The sequence below is a fragment of the Yoonia sp. 2307UL14-13 genome, from assembly GCF_037572755.1.
Taxonomy (GTDB): domain Bacteria; phylum Pseudomonadota; class Alphaproteobacteria; order Rhodobacterales; family Rhodobacteraceae; genus Yoonia.
In genome coordinates this window covers 25,816-51,091 of record NZ_JBBIFZ010000005.1, presented here as the reverse complement: position 1 = coordinate 51,091, position 25,276 = coordinate 25,816, and the positions used below count along the sequence as shown (strand labels likewise).

Annotated in this window: 26 protein-coding genes; 21 read left to right on the top strand and 5 right to left on the bottom strand. The window is 57.9% G+C overall.

What is annotated here, in order from left to right; all coding sequences use genetic code 11:
• Nucleotides 1-28: 28 nt before the first annotated feature.
• Nucleotides 29-847, bottom strand: coding sequence for a cytochrome c oxidase subunit II (gene coxB / locus V8J85_RS13365; RefSeq protein ID WP_339954252.1), 819 nt, complete (start codon nt 845-847; stop codon nt 29-31).
• Between the two features lie 178 nt (nt 848-1,025).
• Between coxB and tldD the strand changes: the two genes are divergently transcribed.
• The 8 genes from tldD to V8J85_RS13325 all read left to right on the top strand — a co-directional run bounded on the left by tldD (nt 1,026) and on the right by V8J85_RS13325 (nt 9,153).
• Nucleotides 1,026-2,447 carry a metalloprotease TldD gene (gene tldD / locus V8J85_RS13360; protein ID WP_339954251.1) on the top strand — a complete coding sequence of 474 codons (1,422 nt, stop codon included), beginning with the start codon at nt 1,026-1,028 and terminating at the stop codon, nt 2,445-2,447.
• 40 nt (nt 2,448-2,487) lie between these two features.
• A complete protein-coding gene (locus tag V8J85_RS13355; RefSeq protein ID WP_339954250.1) occupies nt 2,488-2,982 on the top strand; it encodes a GNAT family N-acetyltransferase in 495 nt (164 codons plus the stop codon).
• 291 nt (nt 2,983-3,273) lie between these two features.
• Nucleotides 3,274-4,344, top strand: a complete 1,071-nt coding sequence (gene dprA, locus V8J85_RS13350; RefSeq protein WP_339954249.1) for a DNA-processing protein DprA — start codon at nt 3,274-3,276, stop codon at nt 4,342-4,344.
• Nucleotides 4,345-4,438: 94 nt separating this feature from the next.
• Nucleotides 4,439-7,048, top strand: coding sequence for a type I DNA topoisomerase (gene topA / locus V8J85_RS13345; protein ID WP_339954248.1), 2,610 nt, complete (start codon nt 4,439-4,441; stop codon nt 7,046-7,048).
• 12 nt (nt 7,049-7,060) lie between these two features.
• On the top strand, nt 7,061-7,474 hold the full coding sequence (locus V8J85_RS13340) for a hypothetical protein (RefSeq protein ID WP_339954247.1): 414 nt from the start codon (nt 7,061-7,063) through the stop codon (nt 7,472-7,474).
• 68 nt (nt 7,475-7,542) lie between these two features.
• Entirely contained in the window at nt 7,543-8,247 is a 705-nt protein-coding gene (locus tag V8J85_RS13335) for a CoA transferase subunit A (protein ID WP_339954246.1), read from the top strand.
• Nucleotides 8,247-8,870: a CoA transferase subunit B gene (locus V8J85_RS13330; protein ID WP_339954245.1), complete on the top strand. Its 624-nt coding sequence runs from the start codon at nt 8,247-8,249 to the stop codon at nt 8,868-8,870. Before V8J85_RS13335 ends, V8J85_RS13330 begins: the two co-directional genes overlap by 1 nt.
• Complete coding sequence (locus V8J85_RS13325) at nt 8,863-9,153, top strand: GNAT family N-acetyltransferase (RefSeq protein WP_339954244.1); 291 nt, start codon at nt 8,863-8,865, stop codon at nt 9,151-9,153. Before V8J85_RS13330 ends, V8J85_RS13325 begins: the two co-directional genes overlap by 8 nt.
• On the opposite strand, the gene V8J85_RS13320 is transcribed toward V8J85_RS13325, so the two are convergent.
• Nucleotides 9,150-9,989: a lytic transglycosylase domain-containing protein gene (locus V8J85_RS13320; protein WP_339954243.1), complete on the bottom strand. Its 840-nt coding sequence runs from the start codon at nt 9,987-9,989 to the stop codon at nt 9,150-9,152. The genes V8J85_RS13325 and V8J85_RS13320 overlap by 4 nt on opposite strands.
• A 351-nt stretch (nt 9,990-10,340) precedes the next feature.
• Between V8J85_RS13320 and V8J85_RS13315 the strand changes: the two genes are divergently transcribed.
• The 13 genes from V8J85_RS13315 (at nt 10,341) to V8J85_RS13255 (ending at nt 22,588) form a co-directional block, all read left to right on the top strand.
• Nucleotides 10,341-10,529 (top strand): Flp family type IVb pilin, encoded by a 189-nt coding sequence (locus V8J85_RS13315; RefSeq protein ID WP_339954242.1) that lies wholly within the window; start codon nt 10,341-10,343, stop codon nt 10,527-10,529.
• A 176-nt stretch (nt 10,530-10,705) separates the two neighbouring features.
• Nucleotides 10,706-10,906 (top strand): hypothetical protein, encoded by a 201-nt coding sequence (locus V8J85_RS13310; protein WP_339954241.1) that lies wholly within the window; start codon nt 10,706-10,708, stop codon nt 10,904-10,906.
• Nucleotides 10,907-11,149: 243 nt separating this feature from the next.
• Nucleotides 11,150-12,013: a Flp pilus assembly protein CpaB gene (gene cpaB / locus V8J85_RS13305; protein ID WP_339954240.1), complete on the top strand. Its 864-nt coding sequence runs from the start codon at nt 11,150-11,152 to the stop codon at nt 12,011-12,013.
• 183 nt (nt 12,014-12,196) lie between these two features.
• Nucleotides 12,197-13,642 carry a type II and III secretion system protein family protein gene (locus V8J85_RS13300; RefSeq protein ID WP_339954239.1) on the top strand — a complete coding sequence of 482 codons (1,446 nt, stop codon included), beginning with the start codon at nt 12,197-12,199 and terminating at the stop codon, nt 13,640-13,642.
• Nucleotides 13,643-13,657: 15 nt separating this feature from the next.
• Nucleotides 13,658-14,311 carry an OmpA family protein gene (locus V8J85_RS13295; protein WP_339954238.1) on the top strand — a complete coding sequence of 218 codons (654 nt, stop codon included), beginning with the start codon at nt 13,658-13,660 and terminating at the stop codon, nt 14,309-14,311.
• 250 nt (nt 14,312-14,561) lie between these two features.
• A complete protein-coding gene (locus V8J85_RS13290; protein WP_339954237.1) occupies nt 14,562-15,806 on the top strand; it encodes an AAA family ATPase in 1,245 nt (414 codons plus the stop codon).
• A gap of 11 nt (nt 15,807-15,817) precedes the next feature.
• Complete coding sequence (locus V8J85_RS13285; protein WP_339954236.1) at nt 15,818-17,278, top strand: CpaF family protein; 1,461 nt, start codon at nt 15,818-15,820, stop codon at nt 17,276-17,278.
• Between the two features lie 5 nt (nt 17,279-17,283).
• Nucleotides 17,284-18,249, top strand: coding sequence for a type II secretion system F family protein (locus tag V8J85_RS13280; protein WP_339954235.1), 966 nt, complete (start codon nt 17,284-17,286; stop codon nt 18,247-18,249).
• A gap of 10 nt (nt 18,250-18,259) precedes the next feature.
• Nucleotides 18,260-19,225, top strand: a complete 966-nt coding sequence (locus tag V8J85_RS13275) for a type II secretion system F family protein (RefSeq protein WP_339954234.1) — start codon at nt 18,260-18,262, stop codon at nt 19,223-19,225.
• A 13-nt stretch (nt 19,226-19,238) separates the two neighbouring features.
• Nucleotides 19,239-19,793 carry a tetratricopeptide repeat protein gene (locus V8J85_RS13270; protein ID WP_339954233.1) on the top strand — a complete coding sequence of 185 codons (555 nt, stop codon included), beginning with the start codon at nt 19,239-19,241 and terminating at the stop codon, nt 19,791-19,793.
• 27 nt (nt 19,794-19,820) lie between these two features.
• Nucleotides 19,821-20,672 (top strand): tetratricopeptide repeat protein, encoded by an 852-nt coding sequence (locus V8J85_RS13265; protein ID WP_339954232.1) that lies wholly within the window; start codon nt 19,821-19,823, stop codon nt 20,670-20,672.
• 3 nt (nt 20,673-20,675) lie between these two features.
• Nucleotides 20,676-21,164 carry a prepilin peptidase gene (locus tag V8J85_RS13260; protein WP_339954231.1) on the top strand — a complete coding sequence of 163 codons (489 nt, stop codon included), beginning with the start codon at nt 20,676-20,678 and terminating at the stop codon, nt 21,162-21,164.
• Nucleotides 21,165-21,277: 113 nt separating this feature from the next.
• Entirely contained in the window at nt 21,278-22,588 is a 1,311-nt protein-coding gene (locus V8J85_RS13255) for an ATPase (protein WP_339954230.1), read from the top strand.
• Between the two features lie 48 nt (nt 22,589-22,636).
• Here the strand turns inward: V8J85_RS13255 and V8J85_RS13250 are convergent, their stop codons facing one another.
• From V8J85_RS13250 to V8J85_RS13240, 3 genes are read right to left on the bottom strand one after another with little or no spacing between them, the layout of a single operon-like run.
• Nucleotides 22,637-22,765: a hypothetical protein gene (locus V8J85_RS13250; protein WP_339954229.1), complete on the bottom strand. Its 129-nt coding sequence runs from the start codon at nt 22,763-22,765 to the stop codon at nt 22,637-22,639.
• A gap of 2 nt (nt 22,766-22,767) precedes the next feature.
• Complete coding sequence (locus tag V8J85_RS13245) at nt 22,768-24,060, bottom strand: c-type cytochrome (RefSeq protein ID WP_339954228.1); 1,293 nt, start codon at nt 24,058-24,060, stop codon at nt 22,768-22,770.
• Nucleotides 24,060-25,244, bottom strand: a complete 1,185-nt coding sequence (locus V8J85_RS13240; protein ID WP_339954227.1) for a formate dehydrogenase subunit gamma — start codon at nt 25,242-25,244, stop codon at nt 24,060-24,062. Before V8J85_RS13240 ends, V8J85_RS13245 begins: the two co-directional genes overlap by 1 nt.
• Nucleotides 25,245-25,276 lie beyond the last annotated feature (32 nt).

Sequence of the window (25,276 nt, the reverse complement as noted above, 5' to 3'; positions counted from 1 at the left end):
TTTCGCCCCTAGCCGGATCGCCCAGCGATCAGGCCTTCGCCTCGGCAAGCCACTTGTCGTACGTCTCTTGGCTCACGACCTTGACCGTGATCGGCATATAGGCGTGATCCTTGCCGCACAGTTCCGAACATTGGCCGAAATAGATGCCCTCGCGCTCTGCCGCGAACCACAGCTGCGCCAAACGACCGGGCACCGCATCCTGTTTCACGCCAAAAGCGGGGATCGTCCAGGAGTGGATCACGTCCGCCCCGGTCACCTGCATCACGACGGTGGCACCGACCGGCACGACGACGGCGGTATCGGTGGCCAGCAGATATTCATCGTCACTATACCCGAACTCTTCCAGCTCTTCCCGGGCCAGCATAAAGCTGTCGAACTGCACGCCTTCATCCACATATTCATAGCCCCAGTACCATTGGTATCCGGTGACCTTGATGTTGATATCCGCCTCTGGAATTTCCTGCTGTTTGAACAGCACAGGCAGCGAAAACGCCCCGATGAACACGAGGATCACAATCGGCACGACCGTCCACGCAACCTCGAGCGGGGAGTTGTGGGTGAATCCCGCCGGCTCGGGGTTTTTCCTGGCATTGTAGCGCAGAACAACCCATGCCAGCAGACCTGTCACGAACAGCGTGATCGCCGTGATGATGATCAGCAGCATGTTGTCCAGCCATTGCACGTCGCGCGCCAATTCGGTCGCGGCAGGCTGAAAGCCCATCTCACCGTCATTGGGGCGCCCTACGATCTCAAGCTCTTGGTCGACATCCTGCGCCCACAAAGGTGCGCCCGCCATGACCAGACCCGCCCCGGTCCAGAGTGAGGTTGCAAAGGTTTTCAATCTCATGGTTACCCCTAACGTCGTTGCGCGTCTTGCGCGGCCCGTCGGTCTTTCGCCCGACTGCGGACGGAATCCCGTTGTATCTGGCGCACCATGTCCCATATCCTTTCGCACAACTCAAGAAGCGCTGTTGCGGCAAACAGACGCTTTTTTCCATAAATCGTACCAGACGCAGGAAAAATCCATGTCCGTCGATCCATTCCGGCCCTTTGAAACCAACCTCGACAAAGACAGGGCGTTGGCCCTGGTGAACGAAGCGACACATGGGGCCGATGACGGCGAATTGTTCCTCGAACGGCGCAAGTCCGAAATGCTGTCATTCGACGACGGCCGGGTGAAAACGGCCAGTTTCGACGCCTCCGAAGGATTCGGGCTGCGGGCGGTCAAAGGGGAAACGACCGGATATGCCCATTCCACCACGATCGACGAACACGCACTGAAACGGGCCGTTTCGACCGCACGTCTGGCCGTCGGTGACGGTGGTGGCACGATGGCTGCGGCCCCCGCAGGCACCAACCGCAAACTCTATTCCGACGACGATCCTATGCTGCAGGCGACCTTTCCGGCCAAGATTGACGTATTGCGCGAGATCGACGCTTTCGCGCGCGGCCTTGACGAAAGGGTCGTGCAGGTCAGCGCAACCCTTGCCGCGTCGCATCAAGAGGTGCTGATCCTGCGCCCCGATGGCACGCTGGTCACCGATACGCGCCCCATGACCCGGCTGAATATCAGCGTCATCGTCGAACAGGATGGCCGCCGCGAAAGCGGGATGGCCGGTGGCGGGGGACGCGCCGGTCTGGACCGCGTGATCGCCCGCGAAAACTGGGAGGCCAAGGCGCGCGAGGCCCTGCGCATCGCCCTCGTCAACCTTAACGCCGAACCGGCCCCCGCAGGCGTCATGGACGTCGTCCTCGGCCCCGGTTGGCCGGGCATCCTGCTGCACGAGGCGATCGGGCATGGGCTGGAAGGCGATTTCAACCGCAAGGGATCATCCGCCTTTGCCGGGCTAATGGGCCAGCAGATCGCGGCAAAGGGCGTGACGGTACTGGATGATGGCACGATCCCCGATCGACGCGGCTCGATCACCGTCGATGACGAAGGCACGCCCAGCGCCAAGAACACGTTGATCGAAGACGGCGTGCTGGTCGGTTACATGCAGGACCGCCAGAACGCGCGGCTGATGGGGGTCGCGCCGACAGGCAATGGACGACGTGAAAGCTATGCACATGCACCGATGCCGCGAATGACGAATACGTACATGCTGGGCGGGGACACCTCGCCGGAAACGCTTGTCGCCGATCTGAAGGACGGTATCTATGCGGTTGGTTTCGGCGGCGGACAGGTGGACATCACCAACGGCAAGTTCGTCTTTAGCTGCACCGAGGCCTACCGGGTGAAGAGCGGCGTGGTCGGCGCCCCTGTCAAAGGGGCCACCCTGATAGGTGACGGCGCCACGGCGCTGAAACACATCCGAGGGATCGGCAACGACTTCGCCCTCGACCCTGGGATGGGGAATTGCGGCAAGGACGGGCAATGGGTGCCTGTTGGGGTCGGTCAGCCCAGCCTGCTGATCGGCGAGCTGACGGTTGGGGGTGCGGCGGCGTAGAATGGGTGCTTGAACCCATGCTCTGCGAAATCAAAACAACATGACGGACCTCACACACCCCTCGATCCACTCCGCTAAGTCCAACGATGCCGATGGCGTCAGTGCCGTCCTGACCGCTCTCGTCGCCGCTGGGAAGCGCACGAAGCCGGCCGATATCGCCTTTGCTCTCGATCACTATATCGCACATCCTGATACGATCCGCTGTTCGGTCGCAGTGGATCAAAACGGCACGATCCTTGGCTTTCAATCGTTGAAGTTGGCGATTGATGGCAACATCTATGACGTCACACCCGGCTGGGGCATTATCGGCACGCATATCCACCCGGAGGCAGCGCGCCGCGGTGTGGGTCGTGCGCTGTTCGTCGCGACCTGTGACGCCGCCCGCGCAGCGGGTATCGCGAAAATCGATGCAACGATCGGAGAAGCGAACGCAGAGGGGCTTGCTTACTACAGCGCGATGGGGTTCGCGACGTATCGCAGGATGAAGGGCGCTGTCTGCAAGTGTTTCGATCCGCATGTCTCACGCATAAGTTGATTCGGTCTTACAAAGGCGTAACCACACCGCCCTCCCCATTTGTGGTGGGGTGTGCGCATAAGTGTGTGTACAGCGTGTGCACGCTGTGTGTACGCGAAACACATCCCGAAAACGCCTAAAACAGCGCGTTAACACCCTTTCGCCAATATTTCCGAAAAATTTCTCGTTTCGATTTACCCGCCGTTAACCCTGCGAAACTAATCCTGTCTCTGCAACAAGGCGGAGCACGGGATGGCCGGAAAACAGTTTTCTTCCACTCACCCCCCACTCCTACCCACCACGGAAGAGGATATGGTCAACCGCCTCCGCCTGTTGCGCTCACGCCGTGTCGGGGTTGCGACATATCATCGTTTGATCGCCGAATATGGCACCGCAGCCGCAGCATTGAAAGCGCTGCCCGACATCGCGAAAGAGGCTGGTGTCGACAATTACGAAATCTGCCCCGAAGGCGTGATCCACGCCGAACTGAAAGCCGCGCGCGCTGCGGGTGCATCGCCACTGATGTACGACGTGCCCCCCTACCCCGTTGATCTTGCACAGATATCCGATGCGCCGCCATTCCTTTGGGCAATCGGCGATCTGGATTTGCTGACCCGCCCCATGATCGCGATGGTGGGCGCGCGCAATGCGTCGTCACTCGGCACACGCATGGCCAAACGGCTAGCCAAGGAGTTGACCGAAGCGGGCTATGTTGTTGTCTCAGGCCTTGCCCGTGGCGTAGATACAGCCGCCCATCACGGCGCGCTCGACGGCGGCACGATCGCCGTTCTGGCGGGCGGGGTCGACGTAATCTATCCGGCCGAAAACGCACAACTGGCTGACGACATTCGAAAAAATGGGCTGCGGATCGCCGAAATGCCGATGGGTCTGCAACCGCAGGCCCGCCATTTCCCGGCGCGCAACCGCGTCATCTCGGGCGTCGCACGTGCCGTTGTCGTGGTCGAGGCGGCGGCGAAATCGGGTAGCCTGATCACCGCCCGCAACGCGCTGGATCAGGGGCGCGAAGTGATGGCGGTACCGGGTCATCCGCTGGATGCGCGGGCGGCGGGATGCAACATTCTGATCCGCGACGGCGCGACACTGGTACGCTCGGTCGAGGACGTCATAGCAGGGCTCGCCCCGCTCGATGAAGGCGCTGACGAGGTGCCACACGCGCCTGGGCAATCCACGCTGCCGCTACCCGATATGGCCAAGCTGCACGATGCGATCCTGTCCCGACTGGGACCTTCACCGCTCGCCGAAGATCAGCTGATCCGCGATATGGCCGCCCCGGCCACGCACATCGCGCCGGTCCTTGTCGATCTGGAACTGGACGGCAAAATCACCCGTCAGGCTGGCGGATTGCTGGCGCGTGTGGTCTGAAATCCACGGCCCTTCTTGCACTGCATTGACATTCCACGAACAGAGGCCACATCTTGCGCGACTTAAGCAGGTCTTGCACTGATAAAGGATTCCCATGCCCGTCGTCGTTGTCGAATCTCCGGCTAAAGCCAAGAAAATAAACGGCTATTTGGGCAGCGATTATACCGTTCTCGCGTCTTACGGCCATGTCCGCGATCTGCCGCCCAAGGATGGGTCAGTCCTTCCCGACGACGATTTCGAGATGAAATGGGAGGTCACAAGCGACAGCAAGAAACACATCAAGGCGATCGTCGATGCGCTGAAAGATGATCCTGAACTGATCCTCGCCACCGACCCCGATCGCGAGGGTGAAGCGATTTCCTGGCACCTGACCGAGGCGCTGACGGCACGCAAGGCGATCAAGAAAGACATGCCCGTCAGTCGGGTGGTGTTCAACGCGATCACAAAGGCTGCGGTGACCGATGCCATGGCCAATCCGCGTCAGGTCGATGTGCCTTTGGTCGACGCCTATCTGGCCCGGCGTGCGCTGGATTATCTCGTTGGCTTCAATCTGTCGCCTGTCTTGTGGCGGAAGCTGCCCGGTGCAAAGTCGGCGGGTCGTGTGCAATCGGTCTGCCTGCGCCTGATCGTCGAACGCGAGATGGAGATCGAGGCGTTTCGCGCCCGTGAGTATTGGTCGGTCAAGGCGCAGTTGCAGACGCCTCGGGGACAGGCATTCGAGGCGCGGCTGACGACGCTGGCTGGCAAGAAGCTGGATAAATTCGACCTTGAAAATGAAACGCAGGCCGAAATGGCCGTGCAGGCGATCAATTCGCGCGATCTGGTGGTCAAATCGGTCGAGGCGAAACCGGCAACCCGCAATCCCTCCCCGCCGTTCATGACCTCGACCCTGCAACAAGAGGCCAGCCGCAAATTTGGGATGGGTGCGCGCCAGACCATGTCGGTGGCGCAACGGCTGTATGAGGCCGGTCTCATTACATATATGCGGACGGACGGGATCGACATGGCGCCCGAGGCCGTGACCAGCGCCCGCGATGCGATCAAGGCGAAGTTTGGTGACAGCTATCTGCCCGATCAGCCCCGTATATATAAGAACAAGGCGAAGAATGCGCAGGAAGCGCATGAATGCATTCGCCCGACGTATATGATGGTGGGAACCGAGGATGCGAAGATCGCCGATAGCGATCAGCGTAAGCTGTATGACCTGATCTACAAGAGGACCATGGCGAGCCAGATGGCCGCCGCCCGGCTGGAACGCACTGTTGTCGATATTCAGAGCGCGGATGGCCAGGTGATCCTGCGCGCCAACGGTCAGGTGATGGTGTTTGACGGCTTTATCGCGATCTATGAAGAGGGCAAGGATGACAGTGTCGTCGAAGATGACGACAAGCGCCTGCCGCAGATTGCCGAGGGCGAGAAGGCCGAGAAGAAATCAGTCGATCCAGAACAGCATTTCACTCAACCCCCGCCCCGTTATACCGAGGCGACGTTGGTCAAGCGGATGGAGGAATTGGGGATCGGGCGGCCTTCGACCTATGCCTCCATCGTCACGACCATTCAGGATCGTGGCTATGTAGAGAAAGACAAGAACCGACTGATCCCGCAGGACAAGGGCCGTCTGGTGACGGCGTTCCTGACCAATTATTTCCGCAAGTATATCGGATACGACTTCACAGCTGATCTGGAAAATCAGCTTGATGAGGTGAGCGCAGGCGATGCTGACTATAAACAGGTATTGGGACGGTTCTGGCGCGATTTCTCGGCGGCGATCGCCGAGACCGCCGATCTGCGCATCACCGAGGTGCTGGAAAAGATCAACGAGGTCTTGGAGCCGCATCTATTTCCGCCGAATGAGGACGGTACGGATCCGCGGCTTTGCCCGAATTGCGGAAACGGGCGGCTGTCGATGCGCACGGCCCGGTCGGGCGGTGCGTTCATCGGATGCTCGAACTATCCAGAATGTCGCTATACCCGTCCCTTCGGCCCGCCGGACCCGGAGGCCGAAGCGTCGGCGATTCCGCCCGATGGGAAAATGCTGGGCGAGGATGAGGGGGATGAGATCCGGGTCTTCAAAGGTCGCTTCGGTCCTTATGTGCAGCGTGGCCAGGTGACCGAGGATAACAAGAAACCGCCGCGGACCGGCGTGCCCGAGGGATGGAACCCCGAAGAAATCGGGTTGCCTGAGGCCTTGCGCTTGCTGGAACTGCCGCGTTTGATCGGGGCCCACCCGGAAGACGGCGTGAATGTCTGGGCCAATCTGGGCCGCTATGGGCCTTACATCAAACATGCGGAAAATACGTCGTTCAAAGGGGGCACCAATGCCAACCTTGAAACGATCGAGGATGTCTGGACCGTTGGGATGAACCGCGCGGTGCAGTTGTTGGCAGAGAAGAAGGCCAGCCGTAGCGGTCGGGGCCGTGCGGCAACGCCGATCCGCGAATTGGGAGAACATCCGGAGGCGGGCGGGCCGGTCAATATTTTTGACGGGAAGTACGGGCCTTATGTGAAGTGGGAAAAGATCAACGCGACGATCCCCGACACGATCGAACCGGGTGATCTGACGATGGCGCAAGCCGTTGATCTGATCGATGAGCGGGCGGCGAAGTCGGGCAAGAAGGTGACCAAGAAGAAGCCGGCGGCGAAGAAGAAGGCGACAGCGAAGGCGAAGGCGAAGGCGAAGGCGAAGGCGAAGGCGAAGAAGTAGGCCTGAGACCATATGAAACTCAAGTCCGGTACCTTGCGGTTTGAAAACAGCAATAGCTACACCGACACCTACCGGTTCACCGATGGTGACATATCGCTGATTGTTTCAATTAAGCCTGGTCATGAAGATACTGTGCCGAATGTGCTGGATAATCTCCCACGGTGGGACGCAATGGCACGGGATAAGTTGGCCGAGGCATACAGCAAAATCTACAACGAGTCTTGGAGAGAGCTCGATGAGCCGTCACTGGATGAAGTGGCATTCCGTCAAGCGTTGACCATTGAAAGTGTGGGGGTGTGCGACGCCCGGTTCGGCCCCGGGCATTTCAGTCTGCAATACGGCGACGCCGGTCTGTTTGACGGGCATGGCTTCTTCGTCTCTTTCACCGATGCAGGCGACATACGCGGAGAAGAAATGTTTGGGTGACCCGTCCCCACGAATTGACTTTCTGCGCTTGCATCGTCACGTTCCGGGTAAATTTGCGGGGGATTATTATGCAGAAAATCTACGGCTCTGCCGCCGAAGCGCTTGATGGCCTTTTGCATGACGGCATGTTCATCGCAGCCGGTGGTTTTGGGCTGTGCGGCATCCCGGAATTGCTGCTGCAGGCGATCAAGGACGCGGGCACCAAGGATCTGACCTTTGCCTCGAACAACGCGGGTGTCGATGATTTTGGTATCGGCATCCTGCTGCAGACGCGGCAGGTGAAGAAGATGATCAGCTCTTACGTGGGTGAGAATGCCGAATTCATGCGGCAATACCTGTCGGGTGAGCTGGAGCTGGAGTTCAACCCGCAAGGCACGCTGGCCGAACGGATGCGGGCCGGTGGCTGCGGCATCCCGGGCTTTTATACCAAGACCGGTGTGGGAACGGTGATTGCCGAAGGTAAAGAGCACAAGGATTTCGACGGCGAGACGTATATAATGGAGCGCGGTATCTTCGCCGACCTGTCGATCGTGAAGGCGTGGAAAGCGGATGAGACGGGCAATCTGGTCTTTCGCAAGACCGCCCGCAACTTCAACCCACCTGCGGCCATGTGTGGCAAGGTTTGCGTTGCCGAAGTGGAAGAGATCGTGCCCAAAGGCAGCCTCGACCCCGACCACATTCATTTGCCCGGCATCTATGTGCATCGCCTGATCCAGGGCGAACACGAAAAACGGATCGAACAGCGCACGACGCGCAAACGGGAGGATGCGTGATGCCCTGGGATCGCAATCAGATGGCCGCGCGCGCAGCGGAAGAGCTTGAAGACGGCTGGTACGTCAACCTTGGGATCGGCATCCCGACGCTTGTGGCGAACTATGTCGGCGACAAGGACATTACCCTGCAGTCCGAAAACGGCATGCTGGGCATGGGCCCGTTCCCTTATGAAGGCGAAGAGGACCCGGACCTGATCAATGCCGGCAAGCAGACCATCACGGAACTGAACCGCACAGCCTATTTCGATAGCGCCACGTCATTCGGCATGATCCGGGGTGGCAAGATCGCAGCGGCGATCCTGGGCGCGATGGAAGTGGCCGAAAACGGGGATCTGGCGAACTGGATGATCCCCGGCAAGCTGGTCAAGGGCATGGGCGGTGCCATGGACCTGGTCGCCGGTGTCGGTCGGGTCATCGTGGTCATGGACCACACGAACAAGCATGGTGAGAGCAAGCTGTTGAAGGAATGCACGCTGCCGCTGACCGGCCAAGGTGTGGTGGATCGCATCATCACCAATCTTGGCGTGCTTGATGTTGTAGATGGCGGCCTGAAGATTGTGGAGACCGCAGACGGCGTGACCGAGGATGAGTTGCGTGCCGCGACCGAGGCGACGATTGTCTGACCATCGGGTGCAGCATGAGGTGGCCTCTGGCAGGGGCCGCTTTTTTATTCAGCATCCGGACGGCCTGAGTGAACTGACTTATACGATCACATCACCCAGCCTTGTGATCGCCGACCATACTGTCGTGGCGTCCGGCTATGAGGGTCAGGGTGTCGGGCTGCTGTTATTGGATCATTTGATCAGGACGGCGGATGCATCGGGTTTCAAGATCATGCCGCTCTGCCCTTTCGTGAATGCGCAACGGCGCAGACACCCGGAATGGGCCGCTTACTTTGCCGTCTAAATTCCATTCACGTTAAAGACACATGCATCGGTGATCAGCTCGGGCGGCGTTTGGCACAACCCCTTGGCGATCTGCCACGCGGCGAGCACTTTGGGCACGTAAGCGCGTGTTTCCGCGAATGGCGGGACGCCATTATACTTGCGCACGTTACCTTCGCCTGAATTGTAACCGGCCAGCGCCATCAACGGATCGTTTTCGAAATGATCGAGAAGCCAGACAAGATAGGCCACGCCACCTTTGATATTCTGGCTGGCGTTCATACTGTCGGCCACGCCAAACCGGGTGGCCGTGTCGGGCATCAGCTGCATAAGGCCTTGCGCCCCTGCGGAACTGACCGCATCCGTTCGCCCGGCGCTTTCGACGGAGATCACCGCGAGAACGAGCGCGGGGGACACTTTCGTTCCGACGGTCTCTTTCAGGATGTCGATCCCATGCTCAGCGGCGATGTTCTGCAGGCTTTGCAACCGGGGGGCCGGTACGCCCTTGCCTGAGGGCGGATTACTGATTTGGTTCAGCGCAGCCATCACCCGGGTCGGCGACGCACCGGCAAGATCTGCGGGCACGTTCGCCCAGAACCATTCCATGCCTGTCGCCTGTGGGATCGGCGCGCCCGCAGCCACCTCTGTCGGCCCTTCCTCTGGCTCATCGGCATATACGGGACCCAAGCGCGGCGCACTGGGGTCGATCTGTACTGTGATCCGCCCACTGACACTGGCACCGGGCAGGCCAACACGTTTAAAGGTGAAATCAGGTTGCAGTCGTTCGATCTCGGCCATGGCCATGTGGCCGCAGGCAAACATGGAAAAAACCGTTGCCATAACGATGTATCGAGTCATGTGAATGTCCGCCTGCTTATTTTTATTGAATCAAGGATGGCACAAAACCGCCCAAATGCCACTTTCACCGGAACAATCTAGTTAATTTCCCCAAATTACCGACTTTTTCGCAACGCATTGTTGATGGTGAACTATGCAAAAAGAGATTTTTTTCCTTTGTAACCAGCATATTACAGCTTTTTGCGTTGAAAATTCCCCAAGGTCGAAAAAAACACCAAACGCGCCAAACTCCCGCCCCATTCCGGGGGCTATATAAGTACATCCAAGACGGGGAGTGACCATCAGGACGGTGGAAAGCGGGACCCGGCGAGGTGAAGACAAACTCTAGCGAAACCCTGAGGAGGGACCACAATGCTTAACTTTATCAAAAACTTCCGTAAGGACGAAGACGGCGCCGTAACTGTTGACTTCGTTGTTCTGACTGCTGCTCTGGTTATCCTGGGCCTGCTGGTAGGCAACGCACTGCGCACAGGTGCAACTGACCTGGCCGGCGAAATCCAGAACACTCTGGAAACAATCGACGTTCCTGACGACATCTAAGAATAGGCAAGCCTGAGGCATACCTATTGCTTGATCAAAGCTGCGCCTCAGAAATTTGGCGCAGCTTTTTTGAACCGGCCGATCGGATCATGACGAACCGCGGCAAGACGACCGACAACTGGGTACAGTTGTAACTAGCGGCGGCTAAGTGCGCCGGACGATTAAGGAACGACAGCATGCACATCCAACTGAAAAAGTTCTTCGAGCAAGAGGATGGTGCCGTGACTGTCGATTTTGTTGTTATCACGTCAGCACTGGCTTTCTTGGCGTTGTTGACCGTTGTCGGCATCCGGGACAGGGCGGTCGAGGCTGCCGAGCGTGAAGGTCAGGCACTGGCCGACTATGAGATGGAAGAAGTTCCGGAATTCATGCGTTAAATCGCATCGTCGCTAAAATCCGCGAATTGGGTTTCTTTTCAAGACACCAGACCGAATTAGTAGTGGTTTTGCAGTCATACCCAACGTCAACAGTGCGCCATAACCTACCGATCCGACTTTCAAACCGCTCATAATACGTGATAACATCCGTCAGAGACGATCTTTGTTAAACCAATCCTCCACAACTTCGTGGTAGGTCGGGATGCGAAGACCAGCATCACCAAGCAAGACGAAAGTTGAGATATGCGCGCAGTTTTTGGATTGGTACTTTTGATCGGCATGGGCCTGGCCGGCTTTGCCGTATATATGGTCAATGGCCATCTTGAACAGCAAGAAAGACGTGTGCAGTTAGAGCGCCAACGTGCTGCGGCTGTTGTGGCAACGGTCGAAATCTATGCACCGACACGCAAGATCACTTACGGGGAAGAAATAACGCCCGACGATGTGAAACTGATCAAATACGCGACCGACTATCTGCCCGAGGGCGTTTTCGCAACGGAGGAGGAGTTGTTTCCGCGGGGCACAGATGTGCTGCGCGTTGCGACGCTTCCCATGGAGGTGAACGAGCCGATCCTTTCGTCGAAAGTATCGGAGCCCGGGGCACCCCGCGGTATCACCGCCCTGCTCTCTCCCGGAATGCGCCCTTTCCCGTTATCCGACAGGATGACGGCCGCGTATGCCGGTGAATTGCGGATATCGGACCGTGTAGATGTTTATTGGGTCGGCAAGATTGGACGCGGACCAAACATTTCTCGCCGTGTAAAACAGCGGCTTGAAATTATCTCAATGGATGACGCCGACGCAAACGGCGTTGGCGGTAGTGGCGTCGTTCTTCAGGTCAGCGAAAAAGACTTTCAGGACCTTCAACTGTTGAATTCGGCCGGGTCACTGACGGTGACACCCGTCGGACAAGCTGACACTGCCGTGACATCCGAGATTGCGGACTCTTCTCTCCGTGAGATTCTGGATATTGAGGTCGCAACGCCCGAAGTCGTCGTCGAACAAGAACGATGCTATCGAACGGAAAGAAAGGGTGCACAGGTGACCCGCTTTGAGGTCCCTTGCAACGAAACCCGCGAAGGTGACGAAAGCCGCCGAGGTAACTAAAAAAACGCCGGGTTCGCCCGGCGTTTTTTATTGCGACAAGACCAAGTGTTGCGATTTATCCACATTCGATTCATCCGCCAACGTATTGATTATTGCAATAAATGACCAAGTGCAGCATGGTCCACCTCATCATGGGCAGTTAAGACCCGTATAACGAGGCGTGATCGGAGAGGCAGGTCACTTATGAAATACAATCGCTTTATCAAAGCCGCTGTTGCCGGCTTGGCGTTGTCGCTTACCGCGGCAGCTCCTTCTATTGCACCGGCCGAAACGTTGCGCGTCTTGCGCGGCGCGGCGTCCAGTGCGCTCAATGTACCAATGAACCGGGCCGTCATCGTCGAAAGCGATGTGCCCTTCACGGAACTGTCGATCGCCAATCCAGGCATCGCCGACATTTCGTCGCTGTCCGAGCGGACGATCTATGTTCTGGGGAAAGAGCCAGGACGGACGACCCTGACCCTTTTGGGCACCGATGGACGTCTGATCACGAACGTAGAAGTTCACGTCACACCCGACGTGGCCGAGTTCAAAGAGCGTCTGACGCAGATCCTCCCAAACGAAAGTATCGAGGTACGGACGGCCAATGACGGGATCGTCTTGTCCGGCACCGTAAGCTCGATCGCACGTCTGGATCGCGCATTGGAACTTGCAGAACGATATGCGCCAGAGCGTGTGTCGAACATGATGGTCGTTGGTGGCACCCAGCAGGTGATGCTGAAAGTGCGGTTTGCAGAAATGCAGCGTACGGTGAGTAAGGCGTTGGGTGCATCTCTGGCCGTCAGTGGGCGCACCAATGCCACAACGATAGCCGGCGGCACAAATGGCGGTGGCGTCTTATCAATTCCTGATCCTGACAACGCAGGTCAATCTCTTACTGGGGCAACCGCGCTCAGCTCTGCTCCCGAAAGCAATGGAGCCGCTCTATTCAGCTTTGGTGCGGGCGGTCTGAGTGTGGACTTGCTGATCGAAGCCTTAGAAACTAAGGGTATGGTACGCACACTTGCGGAACCCAACCTGACTGCGCTGAGCGGACAAACCGCTACCTTCCTTGCTGGCGGTGAATTCCCGATCCCGGTAGCGCAGGATGACGACACGATAACGATCGAATTCCGGCCATTTGGTGTCGAGCTCGACTTCGTGCCGACCGTCGTTGACCAAGACATCATCAATATCGAGATGGTGGCGGCAGTATCCGAACTGGATCGCGCCAACAGCTTCATCGCAAGTGGTTTCGAAATCCCGGCTTTCAGCCGTCGGGAAACCTCGACAACGGTAGAAATGCGTGATGGCGACAGCTTTGCAATCGCGGGTCTGCTACAGGATGACTTCACCGATGTAAGCGGCCAAGTGCCTTGGATCGGTGACGTTCCGGTACTTGGCGCCCTGTTCCGTAGCGCGAACTATCGCCGTCGGCAGACAGAGCTCGTGATCATCGTCACGCCGCATCTGGTGACACCGACACGCGGTACGGCATTGGCGCTTCCCACGGATCGCGTCCGGCCACCAAGCGAAGCCGACCTGTTCCTGTTCGGTCGCGTTGGATCGACCGGCGGCCCGACCACGGGTGGCGCGGGTGAAGTCGCACGCCAGGACTTTACCGGGTCCTACGGCTATGTCCTGGATGAATGATTGGAGCACGGGTCAATGAAAAAACTTATGACAACAGCCATGGCGACCGCGCTTCTTGCCGCGTGTTCAGCCGATGATCCCGCATTCGACCGCCTAGAGGTCGAAGCAGGGTCCGAAGTGGATACCGGATCGTTCGGCAACGCCACGATGAACAATATGCTGGCGCATCAAGGGCGGCAGCAGGACTTTGCGATCAACCTGGCGCGGCGTTTCGCGTCCGAGGTCAACTCGACGGTCAACTTCGCATTCAACTCGACAGTGTTGGATGCCAATGCCCGCGCGACGCTGATGCGTCAGGCGGACTGGATCAGACAGTTCCCCGAGGTACGCTTCCGCGTTTATGGTCATACCGACCTTGTGGGCAGCAACGCCTATAACCGTGGATTGGGTCTGCGTCGTGCGCAAGCCGTCGTGGCGTTCCTGACCGCACAGGGCATTGATCGCAGCCGGTTGGAAGCAGTGGCTTCCTTCGGTGAGACACGCCCGGTCGTGGAAACCCAGAACCGCGAAAGACGCAACCGCCGTACGGTGACAGAGGTATCGGGTTTCGTTCAAAACAACCCGCTGATCCTGAACGGCAAATATGCACAAGTGATCTTCCGTGAATATGTCGGCTCGGCCTCGCGCCCAAGCGCGCTGGTCCAGCAGACAAGTTCGATCGAGCAGTAGCAAGAAACTGCCTAGATATAGTTCACGCCGACCCGGCGTCGGCGTGAACAACACCCCAAAATCCACTTAGATCGTCGCAACATTCCGCACAATTACGATCTTTTGGTCCAAATCTCGACACGATTGTAACGAATAGTCCTCACAAAGGAATCCTATCGCCTGTGGTGGCGGTCATGAACTTTTGCGTCACTGGTCCATCTATGTCAGATGCCGTAGATTTTCATGAATAGATGATGAGGACGCGACAAGAATGAGCACGGGACCGGCTGTTCAACACGACCCACCAGCGATCATTGCCTGCACGATCAGCCGCGATGTTCAGATTTTCGATCTTCTGATCGAGGATATGGAGTCCGCCCTTGGCGACAGTTGGGGCGATCTTAGTTTCGACGATGCGATTTCGTTCCTGGGCCAGCCAGAGGCCCGGTCTCTGCAATTCGTGACGATCGCGATGGATGCCGAGGACGAGGATCGGCTTCAGACCATCAGCGACATCATCGCAGCCGCGAAAGATCATAAGGTCAAGGTCATCCTGATCGCCGAGGATGTCAGCCCCACCGTACTGCACCAGCTCCTGCGCGAAGGCGGGGATGAATTCGTTCCCTACCCTCTTCCCGAAAACGAGCTTGCGCGCGCGATCGAACGTGTTCTGACCGCGGAAGAGCCCAAAGCGCCGACCGAGGGCGATGCCAAGTTCAAGGCGACCGGTGACCGGTCAGGCGTCGTCATCCCCATTCACGGCCTTGCCGGTGGCATTGGCGCGACGATGCTGGCGGTCAACCTCGCCTGGGAATTGGCCAATATCGATAAGGACTCGGACGTCAAAGTATGTTTGATCGACCTTGATTTCCAGTTTGGCACCGCCTCGACCTATCTTGATCTGCCGCGCCGTGAATCCGTACTGGAAATGCTGACCGATACCGAAAACATGGACAGCGAAGTCTTTATGCAGGCCTTGTTGACCTACGGCGAAAAGCTGCATGTTTTGACATCGCCGACCGACATGATCCCTCTGGATATGATCACGCCACAAGATATTGAGCGCGTGGTGGAAATGGCTCGGGTGAACTTCGACTATGTGATCGTCGACATGCCATCGACCATGGTCGAGTGGTCGCAAACCGTTCTTGAGTTGTCGCATGTCTATTTCGCGTTGATCGAATTGGATATGCGCTCTGCACAGAATACGCTCCGGCTGAAGCGTGCGCTGCAATCCGAAGATCTGCCATTCGAAAAGCTGCGTTTTATCTTGAATCGTGCGCCGGGCTTTACCGATTTGAACGGCAAAAGTCGGGTAAAGCGGCTGTCCGAAAGTCTTGGTATCTCGATCGAGATTTTGCTGCCCGACGGCGGAAAGCCTGTCGCGCAAAGCGCAGACCATGGCGCGCCGATGTCCGAGACGATCGGGAAGAATCCGCTGCGCAAGGAAATCCTGAAACTCGCGCAATCTGTACACGATGTTAACCAGTCCGATGCGGCCGAAGCCAAAACCTGAGAGGCAAGATAATGTTTTCGAAGTACAAAAAACCGACGGCTGACAAAGCGGTGCCCGCAAAACCAAGCGCCGGAGCACCAAAGGTTAAAGTGGCACCGATCGCCGTGGCACCAGCGGAAGAACAGCGCAAATCGTTGATGAAGGCGATGCCGAACAAGCGCCCTGCGGATGCTGGCCCTGTCGACAAGGAAAAGCGCAGAAAAGAGCGGTTGGGCGAGATCAAGCTGGAACTGCATAAGGCCTTGCTGGACAATCTGAATCTGGCCGCGTTGGAAACGGCGACCGAACAAGAGCTCCGGACCGAGATCAATGCGATCGCCGCGGAATCGCTTGAAGAAATGGGTGTCGTGCTGAACCGCGAGGAACGGCAAACCCTTAGTCAGGACCTGTTTTTCGAGGTCACCGGCCTGGGCCCGCTCGAGACGCTGCTGAAAGACGACACGGTCAACGATATTCTGGTCAACGGCCCACAGCAGATCTTTGTGGAACGGTCAGGTCGTCTGGAACTGACGGACATTACCTTCAAGGACGAACGCCACCTGTTGCGGATCATCGACAAGATCGTGTCCGCCGTCGGCCGTCGCGTCGATGAATCGAACCCTTACGTCGACGCCCGCCTTGCCGATGGTTCGCGTTTCAACGCCATGGTCCCGCCCATTGCGGTCGACGGATCGCTGGTGTCGATCCGGAAATTCAAAAAAGACAAGCTGGGCATCGAAGAACTGATCAAATTCGGGGCCTTTACCGAAGAGATGGCCGCATATTTGCAGGCTGCCGTATCGACCCGCCTGAATGTGATCGTGTCGGGTGGTACGGGGTCCGGTAAGACGACGACGCTGAACGCCCTGTCGGGTTTTATCGACGACGCCGAACGCATCCTGACGATCGAGGATACGGCGGAACTTCAACTGCAGCAGACCCACGTGGGCCGGATGGAAAGCCGCCCACCCAACGTCGAGGGCAAAGGTGGCGTTTCGCAGCGTGACTGTCTGAAAAACGCTCTTCGGATGCGCCCAGACCGGATCATCGTGGGGGAAACCCGGGGTGATGAGGTTATCGACATGCTGCAGGCCATGAACACCGGCCACGATGGTTCGATGACGACGATCCACGCGAACTCGGCTCGTGATGCGGTTTCGCGTCTTGAAAACATGATTGCGATGGCCGGGATCGAAATGCCGATCAAAGCGATGCGCAGCCAGATCGCATCGGCTGTAAACCTTGTCGTGCAGGCCTCGCGGTTGCAGGACGGTTCGCGTCGTATGACGTCGATCACCGAGATTACGGGCATGGAAGGCGATGTGATTTCCATGCAGGAAATCTTTCGCTATCAACGTGTGGGCTTGACCCCTGAAAACAAGATCATCGGTCACTTTACGGCGACCGGTGTGCGCAGCAACTTCTCTGAACGTTTCAAGCTGTGGGGCTACGATCTGCCGCCAGCCATCTTTGAACCCATGGTCGCGGAGTAAATCGCATGATTTCTGCTGAACCGATTATCTACGTCATCGTCTTTGTGGCGGTCCTTGCGTTGGTGCAGGGCGTCTATCTTGTCATCTTCGGCAAGTCGATCAGCATGGACGGCAAGGTAAACCGCCGTCTGGACATGCTGGACAAGGGCGGGAACCGCGAACAGGTGCTTGAACAGCTGCGTAAGGAAATGACGCAGCACATGAAGTCGCAAAGCATTCCGATCTATTCGATCCTTGCGGACAAGGCGCAGAAGGCGAATATCGTCTTCACCCCGACGCAGCTGATCCTTGTGATGGTGCTGGTGAGTGTCTGCGCGTTCGTGATGCTGACTTTCGCGACCGAGGTGGGCGTATTGGTCCGCGCCGTCGTGGCGGTCGCGATGGGTGTCGGTGGCGTCTACACCTGGGTCGCGGGCAAAGCCAAGAAACGCATGAACATGATCCAGGAACAGTTGCCCGAGGCGGTTGAACTGATGGTTCGATCGCTGCGTGTCGGTCACCCGTTTTCCTCTGCCGTCGCAATCGTCGCCCGTGAGGTGCCTGATCCGTTGGGCACCGAAATGGGTATTATCTCGGACGAGGCGGCCTATGGCCGTGATATGGGTGAAACGCTCAAAACCATGGCCGAACGGCTGGATAGTCAGGACATGCGGTTCCTCGCTGTTGCGGTCACCATCCAGCAGACCTCTGGTGGTAACCTTGCGGAAATCCTGGATGGTTTGGCCAAGGTGATCCGCGCCCGTTTTCGCCTGTTCCGCCGCGTGGCGGCCATCACGGCCGAGGCGAAATGGTCAGGCAACCTGCTGTCGGCCTTCCCGCTTGTCGCGCTTGCCGGGATCAACCTGGTAAAGCCCGACTATTATGATGAAGTCATGGAAAGCCCGCTGTTCATCCCGGCCGCATTGGGTGTCGCGGCTTTCCTCGTGCTGAACATCATCGTCATGCGTGCCCTAGTGAACATCAAAGTCTGAGGATTATTCGATGGAAGCCATTCAACAGATGATCATCGACTTTCTTGGGCCTTACGGCCCGCTGATGGTCGTCGGCCTGCTTGGGATCTTTCTGATCCTGATCACTTTGCCCGTGCTATTGAAGAAAGAGGTCGACCCGCTCGACCGCTTGCGGAACTCTGCCAAGCAGGACCAAAAGGCGGCAAAGAAGGGCGAGAAATTAAGGACGGCAAGCAACCGCGACAAGTTGGAGAAATACTCCAACTTTCTCGAACCGCAAAATGCCGATGAGTATTCGGCGGTCAAACTGAAGCTGATGCAAGCCGGTTACCGCGGCAAGAATTCCGTGCGGATTTATCACTTTATGCAATTCGCTCTTGGTGTCTTCGGTCTTTTGCTTGGTGGTATATATGCGATTTACGCGACTACGCAGGGCGACGTATCGACCCAAGATCTCGCACTATACGTTCTTGGCCCTGGCATTGTGATGTATCTGTTGCCACGGTACTGGGTGACACGTCGTCAGCAGGGTCGCATCGAAGCGATCGAAAACGCTTTTCCAGATAGCCTTGATATGATGCTTGTTTGTGTAGAGGCCGGTCAATCGCTTGATCAGTCGCTTATCAGGGTGGCCACCGAACTGAAGTCCGGTTTCCCCGAAATGGCCCAGGAGTACGAAATCGTCAGTCAGGAAATGAAGGCAGGCAAGGACAAGACCACGGTTCTTAAGGATATGGCGGAAAGGTCGGGTACGACCGATATTTCCAGCTTTGTCACCGTCCTTGTGCAATCACAGCAATTTGGTACGTCGATCGCCGACGCATTGCGGGTCTATGCATCGGAAATGCGCGATAAGCGCGTGATGCGGGCTGAGGAAGCGGCGAACAAATTGCCGACCAAGATGACACTCGCCACGATGATGCTAACGGTTCCGCCCCTGCTCGCAATGTTGATTGGACCATCGATCTACGCCATTGTAACTAATCTGGGCAGTTGATCATCGAGGCGTAATGAAACGACTTTTGCCGATTGGCTTGGTTATCGCTCTGGCCGCTTGCGACACCGCAGGCGGCCTTGGTGAATCCGATGGTGTGTTCGCACCGGGTGTCGCGGGCCGGTCCAATGTGGATGGCTTGATCGTCGGACACCGGCTGATGGCCGCCAACGAATACGAACTGGCGCTGAAGGCTTACCTGCGCGCCGCGGCCCAGCAGGGCCTGAACGTCGATACGTTGTCGGCGCTGGGGTCTGCGAACCTCAGGCTGGGGCGGCTTGGCCAGGCGGAAAGGCTTCTCAGACGAGCGACCAAGGAAGATCCATCCTTTCCCCCCGCCTGGAACAACCTTGGTGTCATCCTGATGGAACGCGGCAATGCAGCCGAGGCAAGCGAGGTTTTCCGCCGCGCATATGCCGCAGATAACGGAAATTCCGACGAAATTCGCGATAACTTGCGCTTAGCGCTCGCAAATTTGGAAAATTCAGGTAGTAATGAGTTAGAAGAAAATCAGAACTTCAATCTGATCCGACGGGGCGCAGGCGATTTCGTCCTTATGTCGGCACTATAGGGTAGAGCAGCAAAAGGACGCAGGAACATGCGCCATTCCATTCTATTGACGCTATGCGCGGCCATGGCCTTGTCGGCTTGTGAGCGGGACGACGAGGCAGAAGTCGAACGCGCTTTGAAAGATCTCAACGTCATCGATGAAAGCAATCTGAACGATGTGTTTCTGACAGTCGGTGACCCGGACGAGGCGGTCAACTATTTCACCCGCGCCAATGCGAACGATCCGGGACGGATCGATCTGCAACGTGGCCTGGCAAAATCGCTCGTGCGGGCGGGCCGCCGCGACGATGCGGTGGCCGCTTGGCAAGCGGTCGTTCAACATGAAGAGGCGCAGAGCGCCGACCGCGTTGACCTTGCCGATGCCTATATCCGCAACAACAACTGGGACGAGGCCGCGTCGGCGCTGAACACCGTGCCGCCGACATTCGAGTCTTTCAAACGCTACCGGCTCGAGGCGATGGTCGCCGATAGCCGCCAGCAATGGGACAAGGCCGACAGTTTTTACGAAACCGCCATCGGTCTGACGACCCGCCCGGGCTCGGTCTATAACAACTGGGGTTACTCCAAGCTGACACGCGGAGACTACGGCGGCGCCGAGCGCATGTTCGTCAGCGCATTGCGCCACGATAAGTCGCTGTTCACCGCCAAAAACAATCTGGTGCTCGCCCGTGGCGCGCAGCGCAACTATGCCTTGCCCGTCGTCGACATGACCCAGGTCGAACGTGCGCAGCTGTTGCACACGATGGCCCTGACCGCGATCAAGCAAAACGATATCACCATGGGCAAATCGCTGCTGAGCGAGGCGATCGATACGCATCCGCGTTTCTTCCCCGAAGCGACCCGCGCTTTGGAAGCGCTTGAAAACAACGTGAACAACTAAGTCATGGGCATGACGGCGGACGCGGCCCTGTGGTTTTTGCCCGCCGTCATTCCGATCGCCATCTATGTCTCATGGACCGACATGAGCATGATGAAGATCACGAACAAGGCGGTGATGGCGCTGGTCGCCAGCTATGCCATTCTGGGCCTCTTCGCCTTCCCGTTCGACATGTATCTGTGGCAGTGGCTGAACCTTGTGGTCATGCTGGTGATCGGTATTGCGCTTAACGCAGCCGGCGTGATGGGCGCCGGTGACGCCAAGTTCATGGCCGCAGCCGCCCCCATGATCGTTCTGGCCGATATCCGCGATCTGATGTTGTTGTTCGCGGCATGCCTTATCGCCGCGCTTTTGGTGCATCGCGCCGCCAAATACAGCCCGATCCGGGCAGCCGTTCCGCATTGGAAAAGCTGGGAAGATCGCAAGTTTCCCAAGGGGTTTCCCCTCAGCGTCACGCTTTTGATGTATCTTTTGCTGGTGGCGATATATCGCTGAGGGGCGATCGAATGCCTTGGACAGGCACCTGTTTGTTCACGATTTCGCCATAATGGGCTGCGATCTTATGCGGGTCTTTGGCTATTGATGTTCTTTGAAGGGGCTGGATCACGATGAACGTTCAAAACTCAAATGTGCTGGCACCACCCGCGCCGCGCGGTCTTGATGGCATGCTGCTGCCCATGGCGATGATGCGCGACATCCTGATCAAGACGATGTTCCGCATGAACCTTGATCTGGTGTCGACGATCAGCCGTGCGATCTGTCTGCCCATCCCGGTGACGCAGGAACTGGTCGACCTCGCCCGTAGTCAGCTGTTGCTTGAGGCGACAGGGACACTGAACGCCAATAACGGCAACGAGATGGGGTATCAGCTGACCGATGCAGGCCGCGCCCGAGCGTTGGATGCGTTGAACCAGTCCGAATATTATGGCGCGATGCCGGTACCGCTCGAAATCTATCGCGAGCAGATCAAACGCCAGTCGATCCGCAACATCCAGATCACACGCGACCAGCTATCCACCGCGATGGGGCATCTGATCCTGCCGGACGATCTTTTGTCGAACCTTGGTCCCGCCGTCGGCGCGGGCCGGTCGATCCTGATGTATGGCCCGCCCGGTAACGGTAAATCCTCGATCTCGAACGGGATCCGGGATGCGCTGGGCGATAAAATCTATGTACCCCGCGCCATCGAATATTCCGGTCAGGTGATCACCGTCTATGACCCGATCGTGCACAGCGCGGCGGAGGATGACGTGGATGATCCGAACAGCCTGCGCCGCACCTCCGGACGGTTCGACACCCGCTATGTGCGCTGCGAGCGCCCGACTGTGATCACCGGTGGTGAATTGTCGCTGTCGATGCTCGATCTGGTCTACAACCCGACCGCGCGCACCTATCAGGCACCGCTGCAGCTGAAATCGACCGGCGGCATCTTTATCGTGGACGACCTTGGACGTCAGGCCGAACCACCACAGACGCTGGTCAACCGCTGGATCGTGCCGCTGGAAGAAAGCAAGGATATCCTGGCCCTGCAATCGGGTGAAAAATTTGAGGTACCGTTCGATACGCTGGTCATTTTCTCGACCAACTTCCACCCGAACGCGATCTTCGACAAGGCGGCGCTGCGCCGGATCTTCTTCAAGATCAAGATCGACGGACCGGATCAGGAGGATTACCTGAAAATCTTTGCCATGGTCGCGCGCAAACGCAAGATGCCGTTGGACGAAGATACGCTGGTGCACCTGCTGAACGTCCGTTACCCGGAAATCGATAATGTCTATGCGAACTATCAGCCGATCTTCCTGATCGACCAGATGATCTCGATCTGCGAATTCGAAGGCATCCCCTACCAGATGAGCCCCGAATTGATCGACCGCGCCTGGGCGAACATGTTCGTCAGGGAAGAGGAAATCGTGCACTAAAATAACCGCGAATAGCTTGCTGAAAGGCGCCCCATGCGGGCGCCTTTTTCAGTTGTCCAATCGCACGGCGCTGCCCGATCCCTGCTCTGCGCTGGAGAACCCGACATTATCCAGGATGACATTGGCCCCCACGGCAATCAGGGCAATCGCCGCAAAGGCCGCAAGCATGGCTTTCATATTCAATTCTCTCCTCCTATTGTCGCATCCCGCAGATAGGCAATCAGATCATCCCGATCCTGCTGCGCCGCGATCTGCTGCATCGGCATCTTGCTACCCGGAATGTAGTGGTCTGGCCCCTCTTCGAACAGGGCGTTGATCGTTTCGGCTGACCAGATAATGGACGAACCGCTGAGCGTTTCGGAATAGGTGTAGTCGTCGACCGTGCCCGCAGCCCGTCCAAAAAGGTTGTGCAGGCTCGGCCCCGCCCGGCGCGCGCTGCCAGCCTTAAGCGTATGACAGATCGAGCATTTGCGCTGGAACTGCCGTTCACCATTGCTCATCGTCGTTGGGTCTTGGAGAAAACTGCGCGTTTCATCAGCCATGCGATCATGTTCATCCATGGTCGCGATGGGCCATGAATACATGATGTTCTCGATCCCGCCTGCATGGATATTCTGACCATCCCGCGAAAAGGCCAGCGCCCAGATCGGGCCGCGCTGCGTCGCGCGAAAATCCCGTGCGATCCGCATTGCCCGTGTGTCGACGATCATGATGTAGCCTTCGCCATCTCCGACAGCGAGCAGGCCCTCGGCCGGCGCAAAGGCCATCGCAAGGATCGGTCGCCGCTCCAGAGTGAAGTCGTCGATCACCGCTCCCGTTTGCATATCGACGACGCGGGTGCCGCCATCAACCACGCCGTATGCCAACCAGCCCGCGGCCTCGTTCAGGACCAGCTCATTCACGCCGAAACCGTGGCTGACAAGCTGCTGTATCTCATCGCCCGTCTGCGGGTCCCAAATGCGGATCGTCCCGTCAGCCGATGCGGAATAAAGGCGTGATCCGTCAGCATTGAACACCACATCATTCACCGCCTGCCTATGACCGCTTAGAAACCGCGGCGCGGCCTGATCCGCGATCGCCCATATTCCGACCCGCCCGTCCCAACTTGCCGAAGCGATCAGGCCCGCCTGTGGCGACCCGGCAAGCGCCACGATCTTTCCTTGATGTTCACCCAGCACCTGCTGATCATCCGGCCCACGCCATAGCCGCAGCTTGAAATCGTCACCGGCCGAGATCAGCGTTTGGTCATCCCAGAACAGTACGGCATTCACCGCTGCGTCGTGTCCATCGTGCCATACTGCCTCTGAACCGCTCCAAAGCCCGACGGCATTGTCGAAGCTGGCCGTTGCTATCTGGCCATCCGGCGACACGGCAATGTCCATGATCGGACCGCCATGGCCCTGAAGCGTAAAGAAATCCTGCGCTGCGGCGGGCGATCCAACGATCGCGATAAGCGACAGCACGCGCCACATTATTCGGCCGGGGCGGCGCCTTCCTTCGCCTTCACCTCCTCGACCCACAGCGAATGGTGCTCGCGCGCCCATTGCTCTTCCACCTGGCCGGATCCCATCGCGTCATAGGCCCCCTCCATCCCGATTGAGCCGATATAGATATGGGCGAGGACAATCGCCATCAGCACAAAGCTGACGATCGCGTGCCATAGCTGCGCATATTGCATCTCTTCATGCGGGGCGAGGGTCGTGCGCAACTCGCCCAGCCCCAGCAAACTGGAAATGCCCCAGGCGTTCATCTTTTCGAAGGTGGCGGCAAACATCGGCATCTCGAACGGGAACAGCAGGGACAGCCCCGTCAATGAAATGGAAGTACCGAACACGATCACCGACCAAAAGATCAGCTTTTGCCCCGCATTGAACTTTTTCGCGGGCGGATGCCCTTTGGTCAGCAACCCGCCACCCTTCAACAGCCAGTTGATGTCGGTCCGGCTGGGCAGGTTGTGAACCACCCACATCACGAAGATCATGATCAACGCCAGCATGAACGCCCACGATACGTTGTTATGCACCCATTTCGATCCTGTCGCGATGAACGCAAAACTTTCATGACCGAACATCGGGATCAGGAACTTGCGGCCCATCAATGATATCAGCCCGGTGATCCCCAGCAGGATGAACGATCCTGCCAACAGCCAGTGGCCAAACCGTTCGATCGCCTTGAACCGTTCAATCGTGCGCCCGGTCTTTTCCCCATCGATGCGGATGCGCCCACGGATCAGGAAGAATAGTGCCAGCAACCCAAGCGTGCCCAGCAGCAGATACCCGCCATAGGTGACCAGCGGCCCTTCGCGAAATGACAACCAGCGCATACCGCCATCCTGCACCAGCGTGGTGGCGGCATGGCCGCTGTTCGAGGCCGTCACATCGGCGGTGTCGTATCGCAGCGCGCGCCACAGCTCAGAGTCCGAGGCGCCGCCAAGCGTGCCCAACTGATCCGAAATACCGGCACCGTCCGCGTTGCCTGTATCATCGCGGCGAAACCCGTCATCAAGCGTTTCGCCACGTTGCCGGGCGAGGATATCCTCAAGCGTTTGCGCGCCACCAGTGGCGGAGCGGTCTGGCACCGCCTCGGGCGCGTCTTGCGCCGTGGCAGACGTGAACAGAAACACACTCAGCAACGATACCAGCAAGACACGCAGCATAACGAACCTCAGTAAATGTCGATAAACGGGCG